General features: G+C 59.4%; 7 protein-coding genes. 5 read left to right on the forward strand and 2 right to left on the reverse strand.

The features are described 5' to 3' along the window. Both DOM32_RS17560 and DOM32_RS17565 read right to left on the reverse strand, forming a co-directional pair. Positions 1 to 484, reverse strand: a 484-nt coding sequence (locus tag DOM32_RS17560; RefSeq protein ID WP_167400684.1) for an AraC family transcriptional regulator, incomplete at its 3' end; no start/stop codon positions are given. 287 nt (positions 485 to 771) lie between these two features. After that, entirely contained in the window at positions 772 to 1,113 is a 342-nt protein-coding gene (locus tag DOM32_RS17565; protein WP_157957120.1) for a DUF2254 domain-containing protein, read from the reverse strand. Between DOM32_RS17565 and DOM32_RS17570 the strand changes: the two genes are divergently transcribed. From DOM32_RS17570 to DOM32_RS18415, 5 genes are all read left to right on the forward strand, one after another. After that, positions 1,106 to 1,393, forward strand: a complete 288-nt coding sequence (locus DOM32_RS17570) for an AzlD domain-containing protein (RefSeq protein WP_244179972.1) — start codon at positions 1,106 to 1,108, stop codon at positions 1,391 to 1,393. The genes DOM32_RS17565 and DOM32_RS17570 overlap by 8 nt on opposite strands. 140 nt (positions 1,394 to 1,533) lie before the next feature. Continuing rightward, positions 1,534 to 2,793, forward strand: a complete 1,260-nt coding sequence (locus tag DOM32_RS17575; RefSeq protein ID WP_110637067.1) for an MFS transporter — start codon at positions 1,534 to 1,536, stop codon at positions 2,791 to 2,793. A gap of 43 nt (positions 2,794 to 2,836) precedes the next feature. Beyond that, the gene (locus DOM32_RS17580; protein WP_110637071.1) at positions 2,837 to 4,273 is read left to right on the forward strand and encodes a sulfatase-like hydrolase/transferase; all 1,437 of its coding nucleotides are present in this window, start codon (positions 2,837 to 2,839) and stop codon (positions 4,271 to 4,273) included. 33 nt (positions 4,274 to 4,306) lie between these two features. After that, positions 4,307 to 5,059 carry a FadR/GntR family transcriptional regulator gene (locus DOM32_RS17585; protein WP_110637074.1) on the forward strand — a complete coding sequence of 251 codons (753 nt, stop codon included), beginning with the start codon at positions 4,307 to 4,309 and terminating at the stop codon, positions 5,057 to 5,059. Beyond that, positions 4,999 to 6,012: a formylglycine-generating enzyme family protein gene (locus DOM32_RS18415; RefSeq protein ID WP_110637077.1), complete on the forward strand. Its 1,014-nt coding sequence runs from the start codon at positions 4,999 to 5,001 to the stop codon at positions 6,010 to 6,012. Before DOM32_RS17585 ends, DOM32_RS18415 begins: the two co-directional genes overlap by 61 nt. Positions 6,013 to 6,190 lie beyond the last annotated feature (178 nt).

Genomic DNA, 6,190 nt, shown 5'->3' on the forward strand with positions numbered 1-6,190 from the left:
GCCGCGTGCTCCAGGCCGTGCGCGGGTATGCTTCCTGGATCGCGGCCAGGCACTCCCAATGGATGCTGGCGTCATAACCGTTCAACAGACCGGCCTGGGCCAGGGCCCAACTGCCGGTACACACCGAGCCGACCCGGCGCAGCTGGCGCTGGCGGCCCTGCAGCCAGGTCAGCAGCGCCGGCGTCACCGAGCGCTGCGGCGCAACACCACCGCAGACCACCAGCCAGTCGAGCCTCAGCGGTGAGTGAGCGCTGGCATCCGGCGTCACCTGCATACCGTCGCTCGCCCGCACGGGCGCCCCGTCCATGGTCATCACGTACCAGCGGTACAGTTCGCGACCAGCGAGCTGATTGGCCATGCGCAACGGCTCGATGGCCGATGCCAGCGAGATCAGGGTGAAATCTTCCAGCAGCAGGAAGCCGAGTGTCTGGGGCTCCGGCACCGCACCTTTGGGGGCGGCGCCTCGAGAGGGATGGGTTGCCATTTCACGTCTCCTCCAAGGATGTATCGGTGGTTATTGTTATTGCGGTTCCCTGGCGCCTGTCAGCCTCGGTACGTGGCGAGGCACGCGGTGGCGAGCGACCACGACGAAGACCTCGAGCGGCTTTCCTGAAGCCTTTTCGGTCTCGCTTCGACTGTAAGCCCTGTGAAGTCGGGACGCATGCGTTTTTATCTCTCCGCGACAGACACAACGCTATTAGACAGTTCGATGTCGTTTTCAGAACAGATTGACGCCTTCGCGCCCTCGAAATGCCGGACGATATATCCTGCTTACCGGTCAGGCCCGAGCGCCGATACAGCCGATGCCTCGATTTCTCTGACGCGCTGCCGATCCTCCTCGAGCACAAGCCCCTGATCGAATCGCTTGATCACCAGCGTCATGTGTTCGCGGGCAATACGCTTGATGTGGTCGTCGCCCACCGCGGCCAGGGCTTTCAGCGCCTTCTGCAGACGAATGCCAATCTCGACCGTACTGGCACCATCGCGAGCGATGGGAGTGAAAAAGTCGTCGAACAGATCCGCGCTATCAAGCGCCTCGACGTAAACATGACGCACTGGCTGGGGCTTCTCCTCGACGCTGCCGGCGGCGTGCCGCAACCAGGGAGTGAACACTCTCACTCCGCTGCAGCGGCGACTGACGCGCAGCGGTGAGAATGGCCCCGTCGATGCCCTGCCCAAATGGCTGGTGATCCTGGGGCCGATGATTATCGCGGCGGTACTCGGCGTATCGCTGGTGCCACGCACGCCGGATGCCGCCGGTTGGCTGGCGACCCTCATCGGGTTGGGCGTGACGCTCGCCGTCTGGCGCCGAACGCGCTCGCTCGGTTGGCCGGTCATCGCAGGCGTACTCACTTTCGGCCTGATGATGATAGCCCTTAGGGCGCTGATGTAGATCGAGACTCACGGCCAATTTGGTCTACCTATGGCATGTTTCCCCGCCAAAGGTCTTAGAGACGCTGCTCAGTTCGATCAGTAATGTACCCTCATCATCAGACATCTGATGTCTAGCAATAGACTTTCTGAGGGGGATTTATGGAAGAGCGTGTCATCCGGAAGGTTTTCTGGCGCACCATTCCTTTGCTGGCGCTCTGCTATCTCATCGCGTTCATCGACAAGACGAACATCGGTTTCGCTCAGCTCGGGATGCGGGACGACATTGGCCTTGGAGACGCCGCATTCGGCCTGGGTGCCGGTGTCTTCTTCATCGGCTATTTCCTTTGCGAGGTGCCGAGTAACTTGGCACTTGCTCGATTTGGGGCCCGTACCTGGATCATGCGAATTATGGTCAGTTGGGGCCTGGTGGTGATGCTTACCGCCCTGGTGCAAGGCAGTACCAGCTTCACCATCATGCGATTCCTCCTGGGCGCCGCCGAAGCCGGCTTCTATCCTGGCGTTCTCTACTACCTGTCGACTTGGTGTCCAGAGCGACATCGCCCACGGTTAATCGGTATGTTCTTGCTAGCCAACCCCATGTCGACCATCGTCGGCGGCCCCATCTGTGGTGCTTTACTGGAAATGGAAGGCATTTGGGGGTTGTCGGGCTGGCAATGGCTGTTCGTTTTGTCAGGGCTGCCAGCCGTGCTACTCGGGTTCGTCGTGTTCCGCTATCTACCAGGTTCTCCGGAAGACGTGGATTGGCTCGACGCAGACGAGCGACGCTGGCTCATCAGCACGCTGGACGAAGAGCAGCGTCACAAGGAGATTCGCCACACTAATCCGCTGAAGGCGCTGAAAGAGCCAAAACTGCTGTTTCTCGCAGCCATGTTCCTCGCCTATCCGACTGCTGCCTATGGTCTGCGTCTTTGGCTACCGACGCTAATCGACGCTTTCGAAGTATCTGATTTCACCAACGGTATGCTCAACGCCGTACCATTCGTCTTCGCCGCCATTGGCTTGTACGTGTGGCCCAGGTACATAGCGCGAGACAAGCCCGTATATCCACATCTTCTGATCACCGCAGTGATCGGCGCCATTGGTCTGATCGCGACCGCTTCCACATCGAGTCACGTGTTGCAAATGGCATTTCTCTCACTTGCCGCGTTCGGGTTGTTTGCCGGCGAGCCGCTCTACTGGTCCATACCCTCAAGAATTCTGGTAGGCGCCAATGCCGCTGCCGGTCTCGCGCTAATCAACTCCATCGGCAATCTCGGGGGCTTCATCGGTCCTTGGACCGTCGGAGTGATTCGGGAGAGCACCGGTGAACTGGCGTTCGGGATGTACTTCCTTGCCGGCGTACTCATCTATGCCGGCATCATGGGCGTGATCGCGGGCATCTGGTTCCGCCGCCAGTGATACTCAAGCCAGACTTTCATTCGAAGATTTTCGGGGAGATTTCATGAGCCAACGACCCAACGTCCTGGTGATCTGCACAGATCACTGGTCAGGCAGCCTGTTGGGATGCGCAGATCATCCTGCCATCCAGACGCCGACGCTCGACGCGTTAGCCAAGTGCGGCATGCGATTCGAGCGAGCCTACAGCGAATCACCGGTCTGTGTGCCGGCGCGTCGCACGCTGATGACCGGCACGATGCCCCGACAGCATGGCGATCGCACCTTTCAGCAGGATCTTCCAATGCCTGATCTGCCCACGCTTGCCGGCACCTTTCGTGAGCACGGCTATCAGACCTTTGCCGTTGGCAAACTTCATGTCTTCCCGCAGCGCAGTCGCATCGGATTCGATGATGTGATCCTTTCCGAGGAAGGGCGCAATCAGTGGGGGCTGACCGATGATTACGACGCCTATCTGGCCCGAAAGGGGTACGCCGGACAGCGTTTCGGGCATGGCATGAGCAACAATCACTATCTTTCGCGCCCCTGGCATCTGCCGGAGGAGACCCATGAGATCCAGTGGGCAACGCGGGAGATGGTACGCACGATTCGCCGTCGCGACCCTACCCGCCCGGCGTTCTGGTATCTCTCCTATAGCGCCCCTCACCCTCCGATCACACCGGTGCAGAGCTATCTCGACATGTACGATGACGAGGAGATCGATATGCCGGTCATGGGGGCCTGGGCCAGCAACGACGATCAATTGCCGGTGCAACTGCAAAAAAGGCAGGCGGCGGACCGCCCGGTCGGCTTCAACGAGCGCGCCATACGACGTGCACGCAAGGCGTTCTATGCCCAGTGCACGCAGATCGACCATCAGCTGCGACTGGTCATTGGGGCGCTGCGTGAAGAAAAGCTTCTGGACAACACCATCATCCTGTTCACCTCGGATCATGGCGACATGCTGGGCGATCACGGTCTATGGGCCAAGCGCGTCTACTATGAAAAATCGGCCAACATTCCCATGTTGCTGTTGGGGACCACAGATGATAATCGCGTCAAGCCCGGTAGTGTGGATGACCGCCTGACCGGCCTGCAGGACATCATGCCCACCCTGCTGCACATGGCGGACATCCCCGTACCGGAATCGGTGGATGGAATATCCATGGTCGATACCCCCCGCCGAGAATGGCTATACGGCGAGTATGGAGAAGGCACCGAAGCGACACGGATGGTGCATGATGGACGCTACAAACTCATTTATTATCCGGTGGGTAACCGCCTCCAACTGTTCGATCTTACCGACGATCCTGAGGAAATTCGTGACCGAGTATCGGATCCAGACCTTTCCGCCGTCAGGGAGCGGCTCGTCGAGCTGATGATCGGCGAGCTTTATGGGTCAGATCTGGAGTGGATCGAGAATGGCCAGCTGGTAGGGCTGCCTGCCTCCCCGGTAGCATCGTCTCCTGACCGAGGGCTATCTCAACAGCGCAGCATCTATTAGCGTACGGCGCGAGCCGCGAAGGGAAACGAGACGATGATGACTTCAGCCACAACACGAAAACGCCTGCTTTCGGAGAACGTTGCCGGCAGCATCTTCAAAGAAATACTGTCGAACCGTTATCCCGAAGGCGAACGCCTGCCGAGCGAGCTGGAGCTGGCGCAACGACTGAATGTCAGTCGGCTGACGTTGCGAGAAGCCATCAAGCACCTCCAGGCTCGCGGCGTTATCGTCATTCAGCGCGGCAATGGCACCTTCGTGACGCACCGAGCCCAATGGGCAATGCTCGACCCTTTACTGCTCGAAGTCATGACTGAAAGTGACGAAATCAACTCTCTTTACCATCATTTAACCGATATGAGGCGAATGATGGAGACCGGACTGGCCTCGCTAGCAGCGCAACGCCGAAGTACAGAACACATAGATCGCATGCGACGCGCGCTGGATGCGATGCATGCCGCGACGGATACGCTGAGCGTCCGGCGCTACGCCGCCGCTGACATGGAATTTCATTGCGCGATCCTCGATGCGGCGGATAATCCTTTCGCAACCAGCGTTTATGGACAGCTCCAGGTGCTGTTGACCCATGTGCGAGAAGAGACTACTCGCCTCGCCATCGGTCAGCGTCACGGACTGACGTTGCATCATGAGATTCTCGAGGCGATCGAGGCGGCCGACCCGCTTGCGGCTCGCGAAGCCATCGAGCGCCATTTCGATATGACCGCAAAATGGGTGGACATGGCAATTGCCGCTCCAGCCTCCGTCTCGGCAAATGGGGAAACGCGTTGAACAAACGGTGCTGCGTACCCGGGAGCTCTTCATCCTCTTTATCCGCAAGCGACTCGCAGCTCGCTGATTCAGACTCGTACTCGTGGCCAATAGGAAGCCACGATATCGCTGAGGCTTTTATACCAGCGGGCCGATTCATGATGGGTTGTCACGATTACCATATCGCACATGATGATGCCGAACTGCCGACCCATGAAGTAGCACTGAATGCCTACCGAATCGATACAACTACCGTGACCAATGCCGACTTTACGGCATTCGTCGATGCTACAGGGTATCGGACCGACGCCGAGCGGTTGGGCGACTCGGCCGTATTTTATTTGGCGGTGGCAGCCAATCGACGCGACATTCTAGGCCAGCCCGAGCAGACGCCATGGTGGATCAGGGTAGCGGGTGCGGATTGGCGGCATCCCGGCGGTCGCCATTCTTCTCTCGCGGGGCTCGAAAATCACCCTGTGGTCCACGTCAGTTGGCATGACGCGATGGCTTACTGCCATTGGAGCCAGAGACGACTACCCACGGAAGCCGAGTGGGAGTTCGCTGCTCGAGGTGGCTTGGAAGGCGCGCGCTACCCTTGGGGTGACACGCCACCGGATGACGGCGCCAACTGGCGCTGCAACATCTGGCAAGGTCGATTTCCCGAACAAAACTCAGCCGAGGATGGGTGGCTGACCACGGCACCGGTCAAGGCTTTCGCGCCCAACGGGTGGGGGTTATGGCAAATGGTGGGCAATGTTTGGGAGTGGTGCTCGGATCCGTTCGATGCCGACTACTACGCGAACTCTCCCGAGCTCGACCCTAGAGGCCCCGACGCGAGCGAGTGTCGATCTCTGCGAGGTGGTTCCTGGATGTGTCACGATAGCTACTGCAACCGATATCGGAATTCGGCGCGCATCGGCAGCCCCCCAGACTCAACGTCGCAAAACGTGGGATTCCGAACTGTTGCCAGGTAAGCCGTTTGCTCGTCCGCGTCACCTGCATCACCGCTGCCATGTTCAAGGACGACATGGGCCGAAGCCGCGCCCCATCGCCCAGTTGGGACCGATGAGGCGCGCCTTCCCTGTCGAGCGCCGGCCATGACTTAACGCGACCGTCGCGCTACTGGACTGCATCAGCGGGTCGTTATCCATC

Source organism: Salinicola salarius, assembly GCF_003206135.1.
GTDB classification, from domain to species: domain Bacteria; phylum Pseudomonadota; class Gammaproteobacteria; order Pseudomonadales; family Halomonadaceae; genus Salinicola; species Salinicola salarius.